Origin of the sequence: Paraburkholderia sp. GAS334 (assembly GCF_050436625.1) — a bacterium.
Lineage (GTDB): Bacteria > Pseudomonadota > Gammaproteobacteria > Burkholderiales > Burkholderiaceae > Paraburkholderia.
In genome coordinates this window covers 409,604-431,174 of record NZ_JBNDMO010000001.1, presented here as the reverse complement: position 1 = coordinate 431,174, position 21,571 = coordinate 409,604, and the positions used below count along the sequence as shown (strand labels likewise).

Sequence of the window (21,571 nt, the reverse complement as noted above, 5' to 3'; positions counted from 1 at the left end):
TCTGCGGTCAGGTACGCGGACGCCGGCGTATCATCACGGCTTCAATCGCGTGGAGATGCAGATATGAAATCGGGCAGGTCGTTTCTGGTTGCTGGAGCAATGGCGGCGGTGTTGCCGCTCGTCGCGTGTACGCATACGGGGCCCGTTGAGTTTTCCGCAGGCGGAGCCAATGCGCCCTCCATGTCCCGCACCGACGACCCCGACTTCGCAGCGATGGATCAGACCATGGCCCAATGCAAATCGATTTCTCGCAATGCAGGCACAGGGCAATGCTCGAAAATCCGCGCCTACGAGTCGTGCATGAAATCGAAAGGCTATATCACCGTGCTCGGACCGGAAAATCCTTCGGGATGCGGCGATCCAGCATGGGAAAGCGACGTGCGGAAGTGGCTCAAGTAATGCAAGGCTGAATGCATCGCACGATGCCAGCATCACGTCGTGCACTGCCATATTGGCGTCGGTTCGAACGATCGCGGCCCGCGCGAGGCCAACGAGGTAAGCCAGCATGAAAACAATTGGACTGATCGGCGGAATGAGCTGGGAATCGTCAGCGGAGTATTACCGCCTGATCAATCAGGACATGAAGCAGCGGCTGGGCGGACACCACAACGCACGCAGCGTGATGGTCACGGTCAGTTTCGAAGAGATCAAGGCATTGCAGCACGCGCAGCGCTGGGATGAGCTCGGTGAGCACATGAAGCAGGCAGCGCTGCAGGTGCAGCAGGCCGGCGCGGATTTCGTGCTGCTCTGCACGAACACCATGCATCGTGTCGCGCCCGTTGTAGAGGCCACGCTCGACATTCCCTTCCTGCACATCGTGGATCCCACTGCCGAAGCGCTGCGCGATGCAGGTATTCGTCGCGTCGGCCTGCTGGGCACCGCTTTCACGATGGAGCAGGATTTCTATCGTGGTCGCATGCTGGATCAGCATGGCATCGAGGTGGTCGTGCCTGACACAGCGGAACGCGCGCTCGTCCACGAGGTGATCTATGACGAGTTGTGCCACGGCATTGTGCGCGACGCGTCGCGCGAAGCTTACAAACGCGTCATCGCCAACATGCAGGCGCAGGGCGTGGGTGGCGTGATTCTTGGATGCACCGAAATTGCGCTACTGATCGCGCAGAAAGATGTGACCTTGCCCGTCTTCGATACCACCGCGCTGCATGCACAGGCCGCAGTGAGCCGGGCGCTGGCCTGACCCGTTTCATCTGCCAGAACACCGCAGAAACACCACAGAAACGGGCCAGCCAGAAGCTGGCGCTGCCCTGAAAGACGCAGCGCCACGAACGGTCCATCAGGACGCGTTCACGACTTCCTTGAACGACTTGCCGGCCGTGAACTTGACGGTTTTCGCGGCGGCGATCTGGATTTCGGCACCCGTCGACGGGTTACGGCCGACGCGCGCTGCACGAGCGCCCGTCGAGAACGAGCCGAAGCCGATCAGCTGGACGGTGTCGCCCTGTGCAACAGCCGAGGTCACGGCTGCGATGATCGCGTCGATCGTGCTGCCGGTTGCTGCCTTGCTTTCGCCGGTCGCTGCTGCGACTGCGTCAATCAGTTCCTGTTTGTTCATTACTCATCCCGTTCGGTGATTGTGATTCGAGCGCACGCAAAATGGCGCCCGGACCGACACCCTAACCCATACGGGCGCGTCTGCGCAAATCTGTGATGGGGCGGGCGGGCCCTGCCGGCGGCCTCAGGCGGGGGGTAACGGGGCCAATCCACCCCTGAAAACAGTGATTTAAACGCCCCAAAAGCAAGCGGATTCAGGCAGTTGCACCCCTCGTCGACCCGGTTACAACGCGCAGGCAGGAGATTTGCTACCTGGTCCAGGTGCCGTATCCGGCACGTCACGCCCGCGTGCGTTTGCCCATATCCAGTTCGATCCATGTGGGCGCATGGTCGCTCGCATGCGGCTCGCCGCGCACCCAACGGTCGACACCGGCCTCGCGCAATCGCGGCGCGAGATCGGAGCTTAACAGCAGATGATCGATGCGCAACCCCGAATTCGTCTCCCAGTGACGGCGAAAATAATCCCAAAACGTATAGATCCGTGCATCGCCGAAGTGCTCACGCAACGCATCGGTCCATCCCTGCGCGAGCAGCGTTCGATATCGTTCGCGGCTTTCGGGTTGCAACAACGCATCCTTTAACCATGACTTCGGGTTATAGATGTCCTCATCGGTTGGAACGACGTTGAAGTCGCCTGCCAGCACAACAGGATGGCCGCTTTTTAGCAGCGCCGCAGCGTGTTTCATCAGCCGGTCGAACCAGGCGAGCTTGTAATCAAATTTCGGACCCGGCTGCGGATTGCCATTCGGCAGATAAAGGCACGCGACGATTACGCCGTCGATGGCGGCTTCGATGTAGCGGCTTTGGGTATCGGAGGGATCGCCTGGCAGCCCGCGCCGGCTTTCAACCGGCTCGATGCCTTTCGCCAGAATCGCGACGCCATTCCACGCGCTTTGCCCATGCCAGATCGCGCCATAGCCGGCTTCCCGGAGCGCATCCACAGGAAAGCCGCTATCGGGCGATTTCAGTTCCTGCAAACACGCGACATCCGGTTTCTCGCGTTCGAGCCACTCAAGAAGCGCAGGCAGGCGCGACCGAATGCCGTTGATATTGAACGTCGCAATTCGAAGTCTGGACATGCGTTGATCTCCAGGAAGCGCTGTCAAATCCGCCGCGGCATGCAGGGACGAGGCGCGGGAAGCGGATCGCCAGGCGTTTTATGGCTGGCTCGCGTCCTTGTCGATACTCATGCCAAGCTCTGCTGCCATTTTCTCGACCATCGTCCGAAGCCGGTTCAACTCTTCGCGAAGTTGCTTCTGCTCTGCCTTGAATGCTTCGAACTCAGACGGCGATATAGATTCATCGACGGCGCCGCCCTCGGGCGCTTCCGGCACAACAACTTCGCCACACAGCAGATGCATCCAGCGGCTTTCGCGCTCGCCGGGCGTGCGCGGCAGTTTGATCACACGTGCAGGTTCGCCGGTAGCGAGTTCATCGAGAAACACTTCGACCGACGAGATATCCGCGAAGCCATGCAGGCGCGCGCTGTTCAGCCGCAGTTCGGCGGCCGTCTGCGGTCCGCGCAGGATCAGCGTTGTCAGTAACGCGGCGGACTGGCTCGGCACGCCAAGCACGCGCAGCATGTTGTGCTCGAAACGCGGCACGCGGCTGCTGCTGCCTTCGGAAACCAGACTCAGGCGTTTCAGGCTATCGATCGTCGTGAGCACTTCGGCTTCGGTGACGTTCATCACCGGGCTTCGTGCGGTTTTCTGGTTACAGCCGGACGTGAGCGCGTTCAACGACAGCGGGTACGTGTCGGGAACCGTGTGCTCTTTCTCGAGCAGCACACCCAGTACACGTGCTTCGAGCGGCGTCAGGGAACGAAGCGGCGGGCGCGAAAAAGACTCGGGTGTGGAATTCATTTGTGGGCGTCTGCGTGCGGGTACCTTACGGCGAGCCCCATGATATCGCGCATGGCGGCGCCAGTTTGGTTTAGCATCGGAGCCACGTCTAGACAACCGTGCAGAGACATGACCGACGCGGGGAAGTCGCACGCTATGGGCTGCGTGTCGTGCTGGCCGCGACGCTCTCGAACCTGATGAGCGCGACCATTGCGGGCATGTTCGTCACGCTCAATTGAGGAGTCTGATATGACCATGGAAGAACTGCTGAAACGCGCGGGTTTCGCGCGCGAGAAGGCGTATGCACCCTATTCGAAGTTCAAGGTCGGCGCGGCCCTGCTGACCAGCGACGGCCATGTGTTCGAAGGTTGCAATGTCGAGAACGCATCGTATGGACTGTGCAACTGCGCAGAACGCACCGCGTTTTTCAGCGCGATTGCGGCTGGCTATAAACGCGATCAGTTCGCCGCGCTCGCCGTCATTGGCGATACCGACGGCCCGATCGCACCGTGCGGCGCGTGCCGGCAGGTCATCATCGAACTCGGTGGCCCGGAGCTGCCGATCCGTCTCGGCAACCTGCGCGGCGCGACGCGCGACACCACCGCGCGCGAACAGCTACCGGACGCGTTCTACCTATGAGCACGCACAAGGTCATCTATGACACCGACCCCGGTGTCGACGACGCAATGGCGCTCGTCTTTCAGGCGCTGCATCCCGACATCGAACTGCTTGGCCTGACGAGCGTGTTCGGCAACGGCACCATCGACACCACCACGCGCAACGCGCTCTATCTGGCCGCGAAATTCGCGCCAGGCGTGCCGGTCGCGCGGGGTGCCGCGGCGCCGCTCAGGCGCAGAGCGCCCGAGCCGCTCGCGTGGATTCATGGCGACAACGGCCTCGGCAACATTGAACTGGAAGCACGCGCCGACACCACGCTCGACCCGCGTCCGGCACATCGCTTCATCATCGATACGGTGCGCGCGCAACCCGGCGAGGTCACACTGATCGCAGTCGGCCCGCTGACCAATCTCGCGCTTGCGCTCGCCGAAGACCCGCAAATCGCGACGCTGGTGAAGCAGGTTGTCATCATGGGCGGCGCGTTCGGTACCGATGGTCTCTTGGGCAACGTGACGCCCGCAGCCGAAGCCAACATGCTCGGCGATCCGGATGCGGCGGATGTGGTGTTGGGCGCGGCGTGGCCGGTAGCGATTGTCGGACTCGACGTCACGCAGAACACCATCATGACGACCGCGTATCTCGCGTCGATTCGCGATCGTGGCGGCGATGCGGGGCGTTTCGTGTGGGACGTGTCGCGTCATTACGAAGCCTTCCACGAGAAGAGCGCGCAACTGTCCGGCACCTATGTGCACGACCCGTCGGCGGTCGCGTATGTGCTCGCGCCTCATCTGTACACCACGCGCAGCGGTCCCGTGCGCGTGCTGACAGATGGCATCGCGGTTGGCCAGACGATCCAGAAGCCTTTGACGATGCCCGTGCCCGCACCCGACTGGGACAGCCGACCTGCATGCAAGGTCTGCATCGGTGTCGACGCACCGGCGATGCTCGCGCTATACGAAAAGACGCTCTGCGGGACGCTTTAAAAAGTGCTTTAGCAATGCCTCAGGCAAGCGCTGCGATGCGCGCCCCTAACCACGTGCGCATCGCCTCGATCTCTTCCGCGCACACCGAATGCGGCATCAGGTATGCGTGCCATTCGACCTTGCAGCCCTGCGCGATGGCGAAGTCACGCGCGGCTTCGCCGAGGCGAACTGGCAGCACGTCGTCGTGCGTGCCGTGTGCGGCGAAAATCGGCGTGTCGCGATTTGCCGCGCCAAAACTGCTTTCAATAAAGCCGGGCGACGGCACATAGCCCGACATCACGATCAGTCCCGCAAGCGCTTCAGGATGCGTAAGCCCCGCTGAATATGTCATCGCGCCGCCTTGCGAAAATCCTGCAAGAAAGATCTTCGAAGTGGGAATGCCGCGCGCATTTTGCGCGGCTATCAGCTGACGCACGGTCGTACGCGACGCTTCGATGCCCGCTTCGTCGACCTGCCGGTTGACGCCCTGGAACGACAGAATGTCGTACCACGCGCGCATCACATAGCCGTTGTTCGCGGTGACCGCGATCTCGGGCGCGTTCGGGAACACAAAGCGCACGCCGGGCAAACCAGCAATGCTCAGTTCAGGCGCGAGCGGCACGAAGTCGCTCGAATCGGCACCGAGTCCATGCAGAAGAATCACGGCAAACTCAGGGTTCGGCGTGGTTTCGATTTCGGTTGTCGACGAAAGATCAGTCATAGGGGCAGCTCCGCAGGTTCAGGAAGATCGTGGCCAGACGCCAGAACTGCCGCGACGATGGCTATCGAGCAAATGTGTATCGATGATGCCCGTCGCTTCCATCAGCGCGTGCATCGTGGTCGGGCCGACAAACGCGAAGCCACGTTTGCGCAATGCCAGGCTCAAGGCTGTCGATGCGTCCGAAGTCGTCGGAACGTCAGCAATAGTACGAGGCTCGGGCGTGGTGCGAGGTTGAAACGACCAGATGAAATCGACCAGGCAACCGTCCTCCCGCAGTGCGATGGTCGCAGCGGCATTGCCGATCGTGGCCAGAATCTTCGCACGATTACGGATGATGCCGCTATCGGCCAGCAGCCTTTCGACATCGGTCTGCGTGAATGCAGCGACAGTGTCCGGATCGAAGTTGCGAAACGCGGCACGGAATGCCTCTCTCTTTCGCAGGATCGTCAGCCATGACAGACCTGACTGGAAGCCTTCCAGCGCGAGCCGTTCGAACATGCCCCGCTCGTCGCGAACCGGCATACCCCACTCGGTGTCGTAATAGTGCTGCAACAGCGGGTCGACAGCGGCCCACGGCGGACGCGCGAGACCATCTTCGCCGATGACGACGCTGCCCGTTGTCAGCGCAACCGTGTCTGGATTCGAACTCATGGTTTCATATTCACGCTGCGCGGTTTTGCAACGCAGTCTTCTTTCATCGATGGACCCGGCGTTACGGATGGCTGCAGGCGTCGGGTCTTGATTTCGAACCCCTGAGCTCCACTGGAACCTTGCAGTTATCAACGCGCTGCTCGTCACTCGCCTTGTCGCTGAGTCTTTCTTTCAGCGTCTTCGGCGTTTCAGCCTTCGCGTTCGATGTCGACGCGGTTTGCGCTACCGGCTCGGCGGATCGCGCAACACATGTATGCGAGAACAACGCGGCCAACAGCATGACGCGCGCGATACCAAGAGCACGGGACATTATCGCTCTCCTGCACGGTTGCCATTGCGGTTCGACCAGCAACGGCGTTCTTCAGCGCGGGTGTTCAGAAACCGTTTCGTCAAAGCGGCCACTTCATCGCACGTTTCATCGGGCACGAAGTGGCCGCCGTCAAGCAGATTCACTTCGCCGCCCGGGCTGGTGGAAAGCGTCAGGCGGCGGCAATGCAGACAAAGCGCGAGTTATACAGCCATCACCGAAACAGCCTTGGTCACGAGGTAAGCCTCCATCGCTTCCGGGCCGCCTTCGGAACCGTAGCCTGAATCCTTCACGCCACCAAACGGCATTTCCGGCGACGGCGTTGCAGGCTGATTGATCCACAGCATCCCGACTTCCATCTGCTGCGACAGCAGGTGAACATTGCGGAACGACTTCGTGAACGCATAACCCGCAAGCCCATACGGCAGGCGATTCGCTTCAGCGATCGCTTCTTCGAGCGTGTCGAAACCGCGGATTGCCGCGATCGGGCCAAACGGCTCGTTGTTGAACACGTCGGACTCGAGCGACACGTTGGTCAGCACGGTCGGCGCAAAGAAGTTGCCTTCGGCGCCCACGCGCTCGCCGCCGGTCGCGACCGTGGCGCCCGTCGCGCGCGCGTCGTCGACCACCTTGCTCATCGCCGTCAGACGACGCGCATTGGCGAGCGGCCCGAGCGTTGTGCCTTCGGCGAGACCATCGCCCAGTTTCAGGCTTTCAGCGTGCTTCACCAGTGCGCGGGCGAATTCTTCGCGAATGCTGTTGTGCACGAGGAAACGCGTCGGCGAAATGCAGACCTGCCCGGCATTGCGGAACTTCGCGCCGCCCGCCGCTTTCACGGCCAGCGCCACGTCCGCATCGTCAGCGACGATGACGGGCGCGTGACCGCCCAGTTCCATCGTCGCGCGCTTCATGTGCTGGCCAGCGAGTGCGGCCAGTTGCTTGCCGACCGGCGTCGAGCCGGTGAAGGTCACCTTGCGGATGACCGGATGCGGAATCAGGTAGCTGGAAATCTCGGCCGGATCGCCGAAAACCAGACCCACCGTGCCCGGCGGCACGCCTGCATCGACGAATGCCTGCAGCAGGCCTGCCGGCGAAGCGGGGGTTTCTTCCGGCGCTTTCACGAGGAACGAGCAGCCGCTCGCCAGTGCGGCGCTCAGTTTGCGCACGATCTGGTTGACCGGGAAATTCCACGGCGTGAACGCGGCTACCGGGCCGATCGGTTCCTTCAACACCATCTGTTGCGCCGAAAGATTGCGCGACGGCACGATGCGGCCATACACGCGACGGCCTTCGTCGGCAAACCATTCGATGATGTCGGCTGCGGCGAGCACTTCGACGCGCGCTTCCGCAAACGGCTTGCCCTGTTCCAGCGTCATCAGGCGCGCGATGTCTGCAGCACGTTCGCGCACGAAGCCAGCGGCCTTTCGCATCGTGGTGGCACGCTCGTTGGCGGGGACCTTGCGCCATGCTTCGAAACCGCTTTGTGCGGCGGCCAGCGCGCGGTCGAGATCGGGAATGCCGGCATGCGCAACCTTGCCAATGGGTTTGCCAGTTGCGGGATTGATGACGTCAAGCGTCTTGCCGCTTGCGGCGTCGCACCATTCGTTGTTGATCAGGAGTCGGGTATCGGTATAGGTCGATGTCACGATGTCGGGTTCCAGATAGTGAGGAATGTCAGGCCGCGATCCGTCTGCGGGCCTGGAGAAACAAGCCGCTGAACCGTTAATGTTATCCGAATGCGTGTCGAGGCGTCGGCAGCACGGTTTTGCCGGCTGGGTGCAGGTGGGTGCAGGTATGAGGGCGTTTGTTGCCCGCAGGGCTTACAACCCGCCAACGCCCCGCGTAACCAGCGCGTACGGACCGTTGGTCAACTGCGCCTTAAGGAAGTCGATGCAGACCTGAATCTTCGCGGATGACGACAGCCGTTCCGACGTCACGGCCCACACATCGGCCGACTGCACGTAATCCGGTAACACGCGCACCAGTTCACCCGAGCGCAGGCTGTCCGCAACGTCCCATATCGACACCATGACGACGCCGAAGCCGTCGCGTGCCCACTGCACGACGATGTCGCTGTGATTCGACGCGACCGTGCCCGTCACCTTCACACTCTTTTCGCCATGCGGCCCGGTGAGGCGCCAGACGCCGAAACGGTCGTCGCGCCCCCGAAACAGCAGACAGTCGTGCTGGGCAAGGTCAGTCAGCTCGGCCGGTACGCCGCGGCGTTCGAGATACGCCGGCGCGGCGCACAGAATGCGCGTGCTCTCCACGATCTTGTGCGCGATCAGGTGCGGCTCCTGCACTTCACCCACACGAATGTCGATGTCGAAGTTTTCGCCGACGACATCGGCGCGTCGATCGAGCAGTTCCAGCCAGAGTTCGAGATTGGGATGGAGCGTTCGCAGCATCGAAAGAATCGGCGATACATGGTTACGCCCCAGCCGCAGGCTCGTGCTGATACGCAGCACGCCACGCAATTCGCTGCGACGGTTGGCGAAGGTATCGGCCATGCCCTGCACGTCGTCGAGAATTTTCTGCGCCCACTGCAAGGCAGCCTCGCCGTCGCTGGTCACGCTGACTCTTCGCGTGGTCCGCTGGAAGAGTTTGACGCCAAGACTCGCCTCCATCATTGCGATGCGCTTGCTGACATGCGAAGGCGACAGCCCCATTTCGGTCGACGCGGCGACAAAGCTCCCCTTTCGCGCGATATTGCAGAACAGCTGCAGATCGCGCAGGAAGGAATCATTCGTGGCTGTGAGCGCATTCTGATTTTCCATCTGGCCGCATTGTGTCCGTTCAGAAGCACATTACCCTAGCCGTAACCGCTCCATCACGCAAGCGATGCCGGTTCACACAATGACATCACGGAGACGCACCCGGACGCGCCATCACGCTGTGTTGACCGCCGTTGTCCGGGTGCTCTTCCAGTTATCCCCAGGCTAAACGGCGTGCCGGCGCTTTTTTGAGCGCCTCCCGCCAGTCTGGACCCAGGGAAAACCTTGAGCTGGAAGTTGAAATAAGTTTGTCGGGTAAATCCCGTCTTATAAGGTTTCGTTGCAACGAGGAATATCAAGCAGCCATAGAAGCTGATCCAACATTTCAGGTCAGGAGACAACATGAACACGCAGACAGCATCAGGCGAACGCGAGCATCGCTCGCAGGCGCGTAAGGCGACGGCCAGCGGATGGATCGGCTCGGCGCTCGAGTACTACGACTTCTTTATCTACGCTCAGGCCGCCGCCCTGATTTTCCCCCAGCTGTTCTTTCCGTCGGGCAATCCAAAGATCGCAATCGTCGCCTCGCTGGCGACGTATGGCGTGGGATACGTCGCGCGGCCGATCGGCGCGCTAGTACTCGGACATTGGGGCGACACGCATGGCCGGAAAAACGTGCTGCTGGTCTGTATGTTCCTGATGGGCATCTCGACGATGGCCGTCGGCCTGCTGCCGACTTACCATCAGGTCGGCATGCTTGCGCCCACGTTGCTCGTCGTGCTTCGCCTGATCCAGGGCTTTGCCGTGGCCGGCGAAATCTCGGGTGCAAGTTCGATGATTCTCGAACACGCGCCATTCGGGCGACGTGGTTACTACGCGAGCTTCACACTGCAAGGCGTGCAGGCTGGGCAGATCCTTGCCGCCGCCGTCTTCCTGCCGCTCGCGTACTACATGCCAGAGGATGCATTCAATTCATGGGGCTGGCGCATTCCGTTCCTGCTTAGCGCGGGCGTGCTTGTCGCAGGCTACATCATTCGCCGTGAAGTAAAGGAAACGCCGGTTTTCACGAAGGAAGACGCTAGCGGCGCCGTGCCGAAATCGCCGATCGCCGAAGCATTCCGGCATAACTGGGCAGACATGCTTCGCGTGGTCTGCTGCGCGCTCATGAACGTCATCCCGGTCGTCGCGACCATCTTTGGCGCGGCGTATGCGGTGCAGGCTTCATACGGTATTGGCTTTCACAAGAGCGTGTATCTGTGGATTCCTGTGATCGGCAACATCGTTGCGGTGCTGGTCATTCCGTTCGTGGGCAACCTGTCCGACAGGATCGGCCGGCGCCTGCCGATCGTTGTCGGTGCGCTGGGTTCGGGGCTGCTTGCGTTCGGCTATCTGTATGCGATCAGTATCAAGAACGTGCCGTTTGCGATTGTGATGTCCATACTCATGTGGGGCATCATCTATCAGGGCTATAACGCCATTTTTCCGAGCTTCTATCCGGAACTGTTCCCGGCGCGCTCGCGCGTGACCGCCATGGCCATCGGCCAGAACGTCGGCACGATGATCACGGCCCTGTTGCCTGCGCTCTTCGCGCTGGTCGCGCCTCCAGGTTCTAACAATGTCCCACTGACGATCGGCGCCATCACCTTTGGCGTCACGATCATCGCTGCGATTGCCGCATTCACCGCACGGGAAAGCTACCGCATCCGGCTGTCCGATCTGGGCGAGCCCAATGCGGTGCCCATCGATAAAGCGGATTATGAGCAGTTGCGCGCGAAAACCATGGCGGACACGAAGAAAGCCCTCGCGTAAGCCGTACCGTCTGGATCTAAAAGGAAGAGTGCAATGGAGAAGACCCGGATTGCCGTAGCCGGCGCCGGTTATATCGGCCTCGCTCATATGGCCGTCGCGCAGCAGAGCGACATGTGCACGCTGTCGGCCATCGTCGATCCATCGCCTGCGGCAGAGGCGATTGCGGCGAAACAAGGCGTTCCGCTCTACAGGTCGCTCGACGAGCTGTTCGAGAAGGATCGCCCTGACGGCGTCATTCTCGCCACGCCTAACCAGCTGCACCTTGAGCACACGTTGACGTGCCTCCAGGCGCGGGTGCCGACGTTGCTCGAAAAACCGGTCACGCCCACTGTCGCGGAAGCCGAGAAGCTGGCGAAGGAAGTGGATCGCACGGGCGTGAAGGTGCTGATCGGCCATCATCGCGCGCACAGTCCGATCATGGCGCGGGCGAAGCAGCTGATCGACGAAGGGCGTCTGGGCAAGCTCGTCGCCGTGATGGGCAGCGCGGTATTTTTCAAGCCGGACCACTATTTCGCCGATGCGCCCTGGCGTCGGCAACCGGGCGCGGGGCCGATCCTGCTCAACATGATTCACGAGGTGCACAACCTGCGGATGCTGTGCGGCGACATCGTCGCGGTGCAGGCGTTTTCATCGCGCGCCACCCGCGGTTTTCCGGTCGAAGATACGGTCTCGATCAACCTGCGCTTCGCAAGCGGCGCGCTCGGCAGTTTCATGTTGTCCGATACCGCAGCCAGCGCGCGCAGCTGGGAGCAGACGTCGCAGGAAAACAAGGCCTACCCAACGTACCCGGACGAAGATTGCTACGTGATCGCGGGAACGTTCGGTTCGCTTTCAGTGCCCACGATGCGGATGAAAACCTATGGCAAGGCGGAAGACCGTTCGTGGTGGAAGCCGTTCGAAACCAGCGTCGCCGATATGACACGCGATGACCCGCTCAAGCTGCAGATCGAGCACTTCACGCGCGTCATTCGCGGCGAAGCCGAGCCGCTGGTGAGCGTGCGTGACGGCCTGCAGAATCTGCGGATTACGGAAGCGATCGCTGAAGCGGCAAACACGGGTTCGATCGTCGATACAAGCCCTGCTCACTGACGTCATCGACGTCCCTGGACCACCTGAAGGAAGGCTCATGAAAACGTTCGTCATGCTTCACGGCATCAACCACAACATGTTTGGCAAACGCGATCCTGCGCAGTACGGCACCATCACGCTTGAAGAAATCGACAACAGGCTGCAGGCGCTGGGCAAGGAGCTTGGCGTTGAAGTGGAGACGTATCAGACCAACAGCGAAGGCGACATGTGCCTGCGCATCCACAAGGCGTTCACCGACAAGGCCGACGGCGTGCTCATCAACGCCGGCGCGTGGACGCACTATAGCTACGGCATCCGCGATGCGCTGGCGATTCTCACCGTGCCCATCGTCGAAATCCACATGTCCAATATCCATGCGCGTGAAGCGTTCCGCCACCAGTCAGTATTCGGCGAAATCGTCAAAGGACAGATTTGCGGCTTTGGCGTTGACAGCTATCTGCTCGGGTTGAGAGCGGCGGTTGCGGCGACAGCCTGACGCCGCGCTTTCGTGATGGTTACAGCATCGCCCGCCGCGCACTCAGTGCGTGTGACGATGGTGAATGTCCGGATAGTGGGCGTGTGAGTGCGTGACGCTCACGTGACGATGGGGATGAACATGCGGTTCTTCCCCATCGTACGGAAACGAATGCGCATGCTGATGGTGCTCATCATGGCGATGCGGGTGCGTATGCTCGAGCGGCTCATGCGTATGAAGATGCGCGTGACGCTCACGAATGTGTAGCCACACACCGAGCGCCATGAAAATCGCGGCGAGCCAGAAAAAAATCGACGGACGTTCCGGCCAGATCGCGAGCGAGAGCGCGACGCCGAAGAGCGGCGCTACAGAAAAATACGCGCCGGTTCGCGCTGTGCCAAGGTTACGCAACGCGACGACGAACATCACAAGGCTGACGCCATAGCCCGCGAAGCCCGTCGTCATTGCGGCAAGGATCTTTCCCGCTGAAGGCACATGTGCGCCGACGATCAACGCGATCGAAAGATTCACCGTACCCGCGACCAGCCCCTTGATGCACGCGATGACCGTTGCGTCGTGGGTGGAAACCTTGCGCGTCAGGTTGTTATCGACGGCCCAGCACAGGCAGGCGCACACGATCAGAAGCGCGCCGACGGGGATGGCGCTTGCGCCCGGATGCCAGGACAGCAGCACCCCGCCGGCAACAATCGCCACCATCCCGAGAAACACCTGCAGATCGACGTTCTCGCGAAACACGACCCACGCGATGACGGCTGTCAGCACGCCCTCCAGATTCAGGAGGAGCGAAGCCGTTGCCGCCGGCGTCGAAGCCAGCCCGAGCATCAGGAGCGCAGGGCCCGCGATTCCACCCGCGACGATCGCACCGAGCAGCCACGGTACGTCCGCCGCTGGAATGCGGCTTTCGTTCTGATGCGCTTGCGCGGAGCGCCACGTCCGCCGGATGAGCATTGAGACGCCAAGCCCGATGCCGCTTCCCAGATAAAAAAGACCCGCAACCATGAATGGCGAAAGCGAGCCGAGAAGTGCCTTGGCAAGCGGCGTGGTGGCGCCGAACAGAGCGGCCGCGACAAGCGCTGTCAGTGCGGCATTGAAACGGGCGGTCATGGATGTGTCGGCCTGAATGTCGAAACCGGATGGAGCAAAGCGCCAGGCGCCGCCTGGAATCACCCTGCAATAATGCCAGACGCAGGGAACCCCAGAACACATGACGTCGCGGCATCCTTCACATGCTCGCCCCGATCGCATCGAGCTTCGCCAGAATCTCCGGCGAAAGCTTGAGCTCAGCGGCCTTGAGGTTCTCACGCAGATGCGCAACCGACGACGTGCCCGGAATCAGCAGGATATTCGGCGAGCGCTGCAAAAGCCATGCGAGTGCGACCTGCATCGGCGAGGCCTGCAGCGAAGCCGCAGCACTGTCCAAAACCGAAGACTGTAGCGGCGTGAATCCCCCTAGCGGGAAAAACGGCACGAATGCGATGCCTTTTCCTGCGAGGTCGTCGATCATCCCGTCGTCATCCCGACGTGCGAGGTTGTAGTGATTCTGCACGCAGACGATCTCGGTGATCGCCTGTGCTTCAGACAATTGCTGCTGGTCGACATTGCTTAACCCGATGTGGCGAATCAGCCCTTGCCGCTTCAGATCCGCAAGCACCGAAAGCGGCTCCTCGAGCGGCGCATAGGACGGTCTGTCGACCGCGCCCACGCGCAGATTGACGACATCGATTGCGTCGAGGCCCAGATTGCGCAGATTGTCGTGAACGGCGTCGGTCAGCTCTTTTGCCGATAGCGCAACCGGCCATGACTGATCCGGCGCGCGACGGGCGCCGACCTTCGTGACGATCACCAGTCCCTCTGGATACGGATGCAGAGCCTGCCGGATGATCTGGTTAGTCACGTGCGGACCGTAAAAATCGGACGTATCGATGTGATTGATTCCAGCAGCCACCGCCTCGCGCAGAACGGCAACCGCGCCCTCGACATCTTTCGGTGGCCCCCAGACGTGCGGACCCGCCAGCTGCATCGCGCCATATCCGACGCGGTTCACGTTGAGCGCGCCGCCGGCCAGTTTAAAAGTGCCCCCGAGATTCGTATGCGACGTCATTTCAATGCCTCCTTGCCTTCACCGTAGTGAGGTCACTATAGGCGTTGGCCAGCTGTACGATAAGTGCATACACTACGCACGGGTTGTGCAAAAATCCGCACAATCCGGCGGGAAGGCGAGCGGCAAAGGTCGGCGTCTCGTGCAGACTTTAAAGGGACCGAATCATGGCGGTGGAACTGGGTGACCTCGCAGCCTTTGTGGCCGTGGCGCGCAATCGGGGCTTCCGGGAAGCGGCGCGTGCAAGCGGATTTTCGGCGTCAGCGCTCAGCACGGCCGTGCGCCGTCTTGAAGCGCAGTTTGGCGTTCTGTTGTTACAACGCACGACACGCAGCGTCACGTTGACCGAGGCCGGCACGCAGATGCTCGAACGACTGGTGCCAGCGCTGGGCGAGGTCGAAGCCGCGATGGACGTCGTCAACGGCTTTCGTGACAGTCCGCGCGGCACGTTACGGCTGAACGTGCCTGCGGTCGTCGCGCGGCTTTTTCTGTCGCCGGTCATCGAGGCGTTCCTGCTCGCGCATCCGGATATCAAGCTCGAAATTACCGTGGACGACACTTTCGTCGACGTGCTGGCCGCGGGTTGCGATGCCGGCGTGCGCTATGAGGAACGCGTCGAACAGGACATGATCGCGGTGCCACTCGGCCCCCGCATGCAACGTTTTGTGGCCGCCGCCTCGCCCGCCTATCTCGACCGCAAAGGACGTCCGCTACATCCGCGCGATCTGCTCTCGCATGCGTGCATACGCCAGCGCTTCACCAGCGGTGCGATGACCCTGTGGGAATTCGAACGACGCGGGAAGATCGTACGAGTGGACCCCACCGGCCCGCTGATCGTGACGGCCGCGGCCTCGGATGTCAGCGTCAGTGCAGCCGTTGCGGGCCTGGGCATTGTGTTTCTGTTTGAGGAGTGGCTGCGACCGGAGATCGATAGCGGAGCACTCGAACCCGTGCTCGAAGACTGGTCGTATCACTTTACCGGGCCATTGCTCTACTACCCGAGCCGACGTTACATGCCCGCACCGCTGCGGGCATTCGTCGATTTCATCAAGGAGACGCGCGAGAAAGCACCATAACGTGCGTTGCGTCGGACGCCTCCCGCCACAAACGACGAGGAGTCTGGCATCGCCAGCGCGCGGATTCTGCTGTCGTCAGACTGGCTTTAGCGCCGGTTATATCTGCTTTAAAGGCCGGCTCATTCCGGTACGGCCGTGCTTCCATGCGAGCCGGGCTTGCCTATGCGTTTAGTGCACCACTGCACGAACATCGCAAGCACCGCCGCTTCGGCAAATGTTGTAGTCGGATCTTGATGGTTTAACGCGAGCGAAAGGAACAGACAGAACGCAGCGAACGAAAAGCGGCCCAGCACCATGCCACGCAGCAGCGAGACAACGAATTCAGATCCATGAGCACGATGCGACGAGACCGACAGCACAATCCCAAGTAACGGGAAAACCGCAAGCAATCCACTCCACGTCGCGCCAACCCGTCCCGATAGCGCAGTGACGAATAGCGTAAGCGCCGCACCGGCGAGCATTCTTCCCGTCAGATCGGTGCGATCAGGCGGTGCCCCAGCCGCAACGGCAGCACTGCGCGGCAGGAAGGATTGACCAAAAAGGACTGCGGCCAGCGCAACGCACACCGCCCATACTGGCGACACGGGCAGAAGCGACAGGACGCAGGCGGCGACGAACCAGGTTGCCAGTGCAACCAGTAGCGCGGTCGGCCATGGGCGCGAGCGGCACGTCCATGCATAGGCGAAATTGAATGCTTCGGAGGCGAGAATCGCTGAAAGCGACAGCGTCGCGGCACGCACGCCGAACGCGGGGCCGTGTTCAAGGACAAGAAGATAAAGAATGGGACCGGCAACGACAGGCAGACCGGCAAGCCATCCCGCGATCGATGGGCCCCACCATTTGCCCGACATCGAAACGAACAGCAGAAACAAAGGTACCAGCGTGAGCTTGAGTGCAAGCATGGCAAAAACGCGCGGATATAAAGCCAGATACTACCAAACCGCTTCGATGTATCGGGCATTACCAGACAACACTGGCGACGGCCGATATCGGGTTGCTGTCTGCCTTTACACTGTGCGCTTGCGAAACCTGGCGATGCCTGGATGAAAACCACTCTTAACCTGCCGGACCGATATCTGATCACGCCCGAGCCGGCTGCATTCGAAGCGGACTTCTTCCTCGATCGACTGGAGCAGGCGCTCCAGTCGGGCATTGCGCTCGTGCAACTGCGTAGCAAAACGATGAGCGCCGACCAATATGCAGCGCTGGCAACACAGGCGCTGGATGTCTGTCGTACGTTTAGCGCCAGGATGATCGTGAATCACATTGCCTTCGTTGCCGACACGCTAGGTGCGGATGGAATTCACATCGGGAGCCGGCACCTGATGATGCAAAGAAAACGCCCTGTTTCAGGCAACATTCTGTTTTCCGCCGCCTGTCACAATGCCGCGCAACTGTCTCAGGCCGAAGTGCTTGGCGCGGATTTCGTCACGCTCTCGCCGGTGCTGAAAACACGGACCCATCCAGATGCCGCGCCACTAGGTTGGGACGCGTTCGCTGATCTGCTTGCGCTGACATCGACGCCTGCGTACGCACTCGGCGGCATGGAGCCTGTACACATCGCTCAGGCGCAGTCAGCTGGCGCGCTCGGGATCGCGGCGATTGGCAGCTTGTGGCCGGGTCCGCGCAGCTAAAGCGTGTCGTCGTTCATGGGTGGTATACCAGTCAGCGACCCGCGCCGATGCGACTACGGGCACAGGCATCGCTCACTCATCGCATTGCGCGATGCCCTCTTCACACGACCCGCCGCCTTTGCTCTGTTCGACGCATCACCTAACATGAAAGGGCGGTTGTCACCGCTCGAGGTGATGTCATGAAATCGGCTATTCGTATTACGTCAGGGGTGCTCGTCGGCGCGTTCTGTCTTGGGTCGGCACTCGCGCAAACTCCGTCGGGCTCTTATGACCCATCAGGTCCGCTGACGCGCGCTCAGGTCCGCGCAGACCTCGTGGCGTGGCGCGCCGCGGGCTACGATCCGTTGGACTGGCTCGACTATCCAGATAACGCGATCCGCGCCGGCCGCATCGTCGCAGCACAGCGCGCGAAAGCCGCGGGGCTCAGCAACGGGCAGTAAAAGCGCCAGCAGGATCGCGCAGCATCACGGCCGCGCGAGCGGCGGTTCCAGAAAGTCGACATCCCATCGACGCCCAAACGCTTCAAGTAGCGCGGGATCAGGTTTGCCTCCTTCCATTACTTCCCCGAACGTTCAAGGCCAATTGCAGGAATGCGGATCACCGGACATTCCGCGCTTGAGCTAAACGATTCGAACTTCATCCCCGGTTATCGACGTTCCACATCTCCGTTAAGACGACACGGGCTGCGATCCTGTTCAATAACCTTATTTCAAAGTTCGCTTAAAACAGAACGGACGAAAACCGTTCGTCTTCCTGCCCGCGCGCTACCTCGGCACTCAATTCCATTCGATCCGTCCGGATTTCGATTGTTTCGATTGACCCAGGAAACTAAAACTAAGAAAATAGTTTCCATCGAGCCGGGTCGACCTTTCAACAGGTTTGTCCTCTCACCCACTTTCCAGGCGGCATGCTGCCGCAGCGGGCGCCCTTGCAAGCGCGCCCTTCGTCACGGAGCATGTTATGAGCCGCATTTACTGCGTCCCGCTTTCGCTGGTGTTTGCCGCGGTTGTGCTGTCGGCATGCTCACACCACGAGAGCAACGCATATCAGGGTTACGTCGAGGGCGAATTCGTCTATCTCGGCTCGACGCAGTCGGGCAAACTGACGCAGTTGTCAGTCACGCGCGGCGAGACCGTACAGGCAGGCACGCCGCTCTTCACGCTCGAATCGACCGATGAAGCCGCGGCGCTCCAGCAGGCCCAGCAGCAATTCGCTGCCGCGCGCGCACAGCTCGCGGATATCCAGACCGGCAAGCGCGCGCCCGAGGTCAACGTCAACCGGGCGCAACTTGCCGAAGCCATCGCGAATGCACGCAAGGCGTCCCTGCAATTGACGCGCGACGAAGCACAGTTCCGTGCTGGCGGTATTGCCAGGGCGCAGCTGGACGATTCACGCGCCAACGCCGATGCCACCGCCGCCCAGGTACGCGAGCTCACCAGTCAGGTGGACGTCGCACGACTGCCCGGCCGTTCGCAGCAGATCACCGCGCAGACCGCGCAGGTTGCCGCCGCGCAGGCCACCGTTGCACAGGCGCAATGGAAGCTCGATCAGAAACGTGTGAACGCACCTGCTGAAGGTCTCGTCTACGACACGCTTTATCGCCTCGGCGAATGGGTGCAGGCGGGTAGTCCGGTCGTACAGATGCTGCCACCGCAAAACGTGAAAGTGCGCTTTTTTGTTCCTGAGGCGATGGTCGGCCAGCTCGCAACCGGCCGGACTCTGACCGTCCATTGCGACGGTTGCGCAGCAGACATACCCGCGAAAGTGACCTTCATATCGAACCAGGCCGAATACACGCCGCCGGTTATCTACAGCAACGAAAGACGGGCGAAGCTGGTGTTTCTCGTCGAAGCGCATCCATCGGTTGCCGATGCAACTAAACTTCATCCGGGCCAGCCCGTCACGGTGTCACTGCAATGAGCACCTCCACGCAGGACCCTGTGATCGACGTGCAGAACCTGAACAAGCACTTCGGCGACAAGCACGTCGTCAACGATGTGTCGTTGCAGGTCGCGCGTGGTGAGATCTTCGGCTTTCTCGGGCCGAACGGCAGCGGCAAAACAACGTCGATCCGCCTGATGTGCGGTTTGCTCACGCCCGATTCCGGCAGCGGCACGTGTCTCGGCTACGACATCCGGCGCGAGAGCGCGCAGATCAAGCGCAACGTCGGCTACATGACGCAAAAGTTTTCGTATTGGGACGACCTGACCATTCGCGAGAATCTCGACTTCGTCGCACGCGTCTATCAGATGCGCAACCGGCGCGAAGCTGTCGACCGCTCGCTCGAATCCCTCGGGCTGCAAAGCCGCGCGAAACAGCTGACGGGTTCTCTGTCAGGCGGCTGGAAACAACGGCTCGCGCTGGCGGCATGCATGCTGCACGAGCCGAGACTGCTGCTGCTCGACGAACCGACTGCTGGCGTCGACCCCACCGCACGACGCGATTTCTGGGAAGAACTGCATCGTCTCGCGGCACGCGGCATTTCCGTGCTGGTCAGCACGCATTACATGGATGAAGCGGAACGTTGTCACAAGCTCGGCTATATCGCGTATGGAAGACTGCTCGCGAAGGGCACGTCGACCGAAGTGATCGAATCGCAGGATCTCGCGACGTGGGCGATCCACGGCGAGCACCTGAGCACACTGTCCGAACAACTGCGCGCGACGCCCGGCGTCGACCAGACCGTCGTATTCGGCTCTTCGCTGCATGCAAGCGGTCGCGACCATGCCGCGCTTGAAAACGCAATCAAACAGGCGACGGCAGGCACAACACTGCGCATCGAACCCATCGAAACCGGTCTTGAAGATGTGTTCATCTATCTGATGAGTCACTCGAAGGACAACTTCGGAGCGCCATCGTGAGCACACTCAACCTGTTTTCGCTGACGCGCTGGTGGAGCATCGTCCTCAAGGAATTCCTCCAGTTGCGCCGCGACCGCGTCACGTTCGGCATGATCATCGGTGTGCCGGTCATCCAGCTCGCACTGTTCGGCTTTGCGATCAACACCGACCCGAAGCATCTGCCCACCGCGCTCATCATCGGTGAGCAGAGCGCGTTCTCGCGCAGTTTCGTCGAAGCGATGAAGAACTCCGACTATTTCAACATCGTCGAAACGCTGCCCGACGAGGAAGCCGGCCGCCGTGCGCTCGCGCAGGGTCGCGTGCAGTTCGTGCTGAATGTGCCCGCCGATTTCTCGCGACGTCTGCTACGCGGTGAGCATCCATCATTGCTGGTCGAAGCCGACGCCACCGATCCAACCGCGACGAACACCGCAGTTGCCGCGCTGCCGGGCCTCGTGCAGCCGGTCGCAGACAAGGACATCACCGGACCGCTCGCGCATCTGAACGGCAGCCCGGCGGCATTCAATGTGCAGGTTCACAGCCTGTATAACCCCGAGGGCATCACGCAATACAACGTGGTGCCCGGTTTGATGGGCGTGATCCTGACGATGACGCTCGTGATGATGACCGGCCTCGCAATCACGCGTGAACGCGAGCGCGGCACGATGGAAAACCTGCTCGCGACGCCCGTTTTGCCGATTGAAGTCATGACCGGCAAGATCGTGCCTTACGTGATCATCGGCCTCATTCAGGCGTCGATCATTCTCGCCGCGACGCGTTACGTGTTTCACGTGCCATTCGTGGGCAGCCCGATTGCCATCTACCTTGCAGTGCTGCTGTTTATTGCGGCAAATCTGACGGTTGGCATCACGCTATCTTCGCTTGCGCAAAACCAGTTGCAGGCGATGCAGCTGACCGTGTTTTATTTCCTGCCGAACATCCTGCTCTCGGGCTTCATGTTCCCGTTCGCGGGCATGCCGAAATGGGCGCAGTTCCTTGGCAACCTGCTGCCTCTCACCTACTTTAACCGGCTGATTCGCGGCATCCTGCTCAAAGGCAATGGATGGGCGGACCTCTGGCCTTCCGTGTGGCCGGTGGCACTCTTTACGGTGATCGTGATGGCGATTGCGCTGCGCTTCTATCGGCGCACGCTCGACTAGGAGA

The 21,571-nt window shown here is 61.1% G+C and carries 23 protein-coding genes; 13 read left to right on the top strand and 10 right to left on the bottom strand.

The window, feature by feature from the left end:
* Window positions 1-63: 63 nt before the first annotated feature.
* Both P3T21_RS01905 and P3T21_RS01900 read left to right on the top strand, forming a co-directional pair.
* On the top strand, window positions 64-399 hold the full coding sequence (locus tag P3T21_RS01905) for a hypothetical protein (RefSeq protein ID WP_429254231.1): 336 nt from the start codon (window positions 64-66) through the stop codon (window positions 397-399).
* A 106-nt stretch (window positions 400-505) separates the two neighbouring features.
* Window positions 506-1,198: an aspartate/glutamate racemase family protein gene (locus tag P3T21_RS01900; RefSeq protein ID WP_429254230.1), complete on the top strand. Its 693-nt coding sequence runs from the start codon at window positions 506-508 to the stop codon at window positions 1,196-1,198.
* Between the two features lie 96 nt (window positions 1,199-1,294).
* Here the strand turns inward: P3T21_RS01900 and P3T21_RS01895 are convergent, their stop codons facing one another.
* From P3T21_RS01895 to P3T21_RS01885, 3 genes are all read right to left on the bottom strand, one after another.
* Window positions 1,295-1,573: an HU family DNA-binding protein gene (locus P3T21_RS01895; RefSeq protein WP_429254229.1), complete on the bottom strand. Its 279-nt coding sequence runs from the start codon at window positions 1,571-1,573 to the stop codon at window positions 1,295-1,297.
* A gap of 277 nt (window positions 1,574-1,850) precedes the next feature.
* A complete protein-coding gene (locus P3T21_RS01890; RefSeq protein WP_429254228.1) occupies window positions 1,851-2,651 on the bottom strand; it encodes an exodeoxyribonuclease III in 801 nt (266 codons plus the stop codon).
* A 78-nt stretch (window positions 2,652-2,729) separates the two neighbouring features.
* On the bottom strand, window positions 2,730-3,434 hold the full coding sequence (locus P3T21_RS01885; protein WP_429254227.1) for a YceH family protein: 705 nt from the start codon (window positions 3,432-3,434) through the stop codon (window positions 2,730-2,732).
* A gap of 228 nt (window positions 3,435-3,662) precedes the next feature.
* On the opposite strand from P3T21_RS01885, the gene P3T21_RS01880 reads away from it, so the two are divergent.
* Together P3T21_RS01880 and P3T21_RS01875 are read left to right on the top strand one after the other, a co-directional pair.
* Window positions 3,663-4,052, top strand: a complete 390-nt coding sequence (locus tag P3T21_RS01880; protein ID WP_429254226.1) for a cytidine deaminase — start codon at window positions 3,663-3,665, stop codon at window positions 4,050-4,052.
* Entirely contained in the window at window positions 4,049-5,014 is a 966-nt protein-coding gene (locus tag P3T21_RS01875; RefSeq protein WP_429254225.1) for a nucleoside hydrolase, read from the top strand. Before P3T21_RS01880 ends, P3T21_RS01875 begins: the two co-directional genes overlap by 4 nt.
* A 19-nt stretch (window positions 5,015-5,033) precedes the next feature.
* On the opposite strand, the gene P3T21_RS01870 is transcribed toward P3T21_RS01875, so the two are convergent.
* From P3T21_RS01870 to P3T21_RS01855, 4 genes are all read right to left on the bottom strand, one after another.
* Window positions 5,034-5,714 (bottom strand): alpha/beta hydrolase, encoded by a 681-nt coding sequence (locus P3T21_RS01870; RefSeq protein ID WP_429254224.1) that lies wholly within the window; start codon window positions 5,712-5,714, stop codon window positions 5,034-5,036.
* A gap of 18 nt (window positions 5,715-5,732) precedes the next feature.
* Complete coding sequence (locus tag P3T21_RS01865; RefSeq protein ID WP_429254223.1) at window positions 5,733-6,365, bottom strand: DNA-3-methyladenine glycosylase I; 633 nt, start codon at window positions 6,363-6,365, stop codon at window positions 5,733-5,735.
* Window positions 6,366-6,875: 510 nt separating this feature from the next.
* On the bottom strand, window positions 6,876-8,321 hold the full coding sequence (locus P3T21_RS01860) for an NAD-dependent succinate-semialdehyde dehydrogenase (RefSeq protein WP_429254509.1): 1,446 nt from the start codon (window positions 8,319-8,321) through the stop codon (window positions 6,876-6,878).
* A 171-nt stretch (window positions 8,322-8,492) separates the two neighbouring features.
* Window positions 8,493-9,449: a LysR family transcriptional regulator gene (locus tag P3T21_RS01855; protein ID WP_429254222.1), complete on the bottom strand. Its 957-nt coding sequence runs from the start codon at window positions 9,447-9,449 to the stop codon at window positions 8,493-8,495.
* Window positions 9,450-9,788: 339 nt separating this feature from the next.
* On the opposite strand from P3T21_RS01855, the gene P3T21_RS01850 reads away from it, so the two are divergent.
* From P3T21_RS01850 to aroQ, 3 genes are read left to right on the top strand one after another with little or no spacing between them, the layout of a single operon-like run.
* The gene (locus P3T21_RS01850) at window positions 9,789-11,195 is read left to right on the top strand and encodes an MFS transporter (protein ID WP_429254221.1); all 1,407 of its coding nucleotides are present in this window, start codon (window positions 9,789-9,791) and stop codon (window positions 11,193-11,195) included.
* A gap of 33 nt (window positions 11,196-11,228) precedes the next feature.
* On the top strand, window positions 11,229-12,284 hold the full coding sequence (locus P3T21_RS01845; RefSeq protein ID WP_429254220.1) for a Gfo/Idh/MocA family protein: 1,056 nt from the start codon (window positions 11,229-11,231) through the stop codon (window positions 12,282-12,284).
* A 37-nt stretch (window positions 12,285-12,321) separates the two neighbouring features.
* Window positions 12,322-12,759 carry a type II 3-dehydroquinate dehydratase gene (gene aroQ / locus P3T21_RS01840; RefSeq protein WP_429254219.1) on the top strand — a complete coding sequence of 146 codons (438 nt, stop codon included), beginning with the start codon at window positions 12,322-12,324 and terminating at the stop codon, window positions 12,757-12,759.
* A 42-nt stretch (window positions 12,760-12,801) separates the two neighbouring features.
* On the opposite strand, the gene P3T21_RS01835 is transcribed toward aroQ, so the two are convergent.
* Window positions 12,802-13,863, bottom strand: a complete 1,062-nt coding sequence (locus tag P3T21_RS01835) for a DMT family transporter (RefSeq protein ID WP_429254218.1) — start codon at window positions 13,861-13,863, stop codon at window positions 12,802-12,804.
* A 118-nt stretch (window positions 13,864-13,981) separates the two neighbouring features.
* On the bottom strand, window positions 13,982-14,860 hold the full coding sequence (locus tag P3T21_RS01830) for an aldo/keto reductase family oxidoreductase (protein WP_429254217.1): 879 nt from the start codon (window positions 14,858-14,860) through the stop codon (window positions 13,982-13,984).
* A gap of 164 nt (window positions 14,861-15,024) precedes the next feature.
* Between P3T21_RS01830 and P3T21_RS01825 the strand changes: the two genes are divergently transcribed.
* A complete protein-coding gene (locus P3T21_RS01825; RefSeq protein ID WP_429254216.1) occupies window positions 15,025-15,933 on the top strand; it encodes a LysR family transcriptional regulator in 909 nt (302 codons plus the stop codon).
* Between the two features lie 119 nt (window positions 15,934-16,052).
* Here the strand turns inward: P3T21_RS01825 and P3T21_RS01820 are convergent, their stop codons facing one another.
* On the bottom strand, window positions 16,053-16,835 hold the full coding sequence (locus tag P3T21_RS01820; protein WP_429254215.1) for a hypothetical protein: 783 nt from the start codon (window positions 16,833-16,835) through the stop codon (window positions 16,053-16,055).
* A gap of 141 nt (window positions 16,836-16,976) precedes the next feature.
* On the opposite strand from P3T21_RS01820, the gene P3T21_RS01815 reads away from it, so the two are divergent.
* The 5 genes from P3T21_RS01815 (at window position 16,977) to P3T21_RS01795 (ending at window position 21,567) form a co-directional block, all read left to right on the top strand.
* A complete protein-coding gene (locus P3T21_RS01815) occupies window positions 16,977-17,567 on the top strand; it encodes a thiamine phosphate synthase (RefSeq protein WP_429254214.1) in 591 nt (196 codons plus the stop codon).
* A 179-nt stretch (window positions 17,568-17,746) separates the two neighbouring features.
* A complete protein-coding gene (locus P3T21_RS01810) occupies window positions 17,747-18,007 on the top strand; it encodes a DUF4148 domain-containing protein (RefSeq protein ID WP_429254213.1) in 261 nt (86 codons plus the stop codon).
* Window positions 18,008-18,527: 520 nt separating this feature from the next.
* Entirely contained in the window at window positions 18,528-19,487 is a 960-nt protein-coding gene (locus P3T21_RS01805) for an HlyD family secretion protein (RefSeq protein ID WP_429254212.1), read from the top strand.
* On the top strand, window positions 19,484-20,428 hold the full coding sequence (locus tag P3T21_RS01800) for an ABC transporter ATP-binding protein (RefSeq protein WP_429254211.1): 945 nt from the start codon (window positions 19,484-19,486) through the stop codon (window positions 20,426-20,428). The genes P3T21_RS01805 and P3T21_RS01800 overlap by 4 nt, the downstream gene beginning before the upstream one ends.
* A complete protein-coding gene (locus tag P3T21_RS01795) occupies window positions 20,425-21,567 on the top strand; it encodes an ABC transporter permease (protein ID WP_429254210.1) in 1,143 nt (380 codons plus the stop codon). The genes P3T21_RS01800 and P3T21_RS01795 overlap by 4 nt, the downstream gene beginning before the upstream one ends.
* Window positions 21,568-21,571: the final 4 nt, after the last annotated feature.